This is a genomic window from Pseudomonas sp. EL_65y_Pfl1_R83 (assembly GCF_963970695.1).
GTDB lineage: Bacteria > Pseudomonadota > Gammaproteobacteria > Pseudomonadales > Pseudomonadaceae > Aquipseudomonas > Aquipseudomonas tritici.
In genome coordinates this window covers 1-480 of the sequence record NZ_CAXAQI010000343.1, presented here as the reverse complement: position 1 = coordinate 480, position 480 = coordinate 1, and the positions used below count along the sequence as shown (strand labels likewise).

The 480-nt window shown below is 62.3% G+C and carries 1 protein-coding gene; it reads left to right on the top strand.

What is annotated here, in order from left to right:
* Positions 1-23 precede the first annotated feature (23 nt).
* Positions 24-480: cytochrome c oxidase subunit II (locus AACY08_RS29200; RefSeq protein WP_339472560.1), on the top strand; the 457-nt coding region annotated here is incomplete at its 3' end.

Sequence of the window (480 nt, the reverse complement as noted above, 5' to 3'; positions counted from 1 at the left end):
CCGCAGCAGTTTCGCACGATCCCATGCTCGCGGTCGACGGCGCGCCGGCCATGGCGATCGACCCCAAGGTCGGCCAGCCGGTCGATGGTCTCATCACCATCCAGCCGCAGGTCACCCCCAATGGGCAACAGGCGCTGTGGTTTCACAACACGCTGCTGATGCCCGTCATCACCGGCATTTGTATCCTGGTGCTGGTGCTGCTCGGCTGGGTGGCGCTGCGCTACCGCCGCGCGGCCAATCCGGTTGCGTCCAAGACCTCGCACAACACCATCCTGGAAGTGTTGTGGACCGGCATTCCGGTGCTGATCCTGCTAGGCCTCGCTTTGCCGTCGATCGGGCTGCTGCAAGCCCAGTACAAGCCCGCGCCCAAGAATGCGGTGACGCTGAAGGCGATCGGCAACCAATGGTATTGGACCTATCAATATCCCGATCATGGCGGGTTCGAAATCACCTCGAACATGCTCAAGGAAGCGGGTGAAG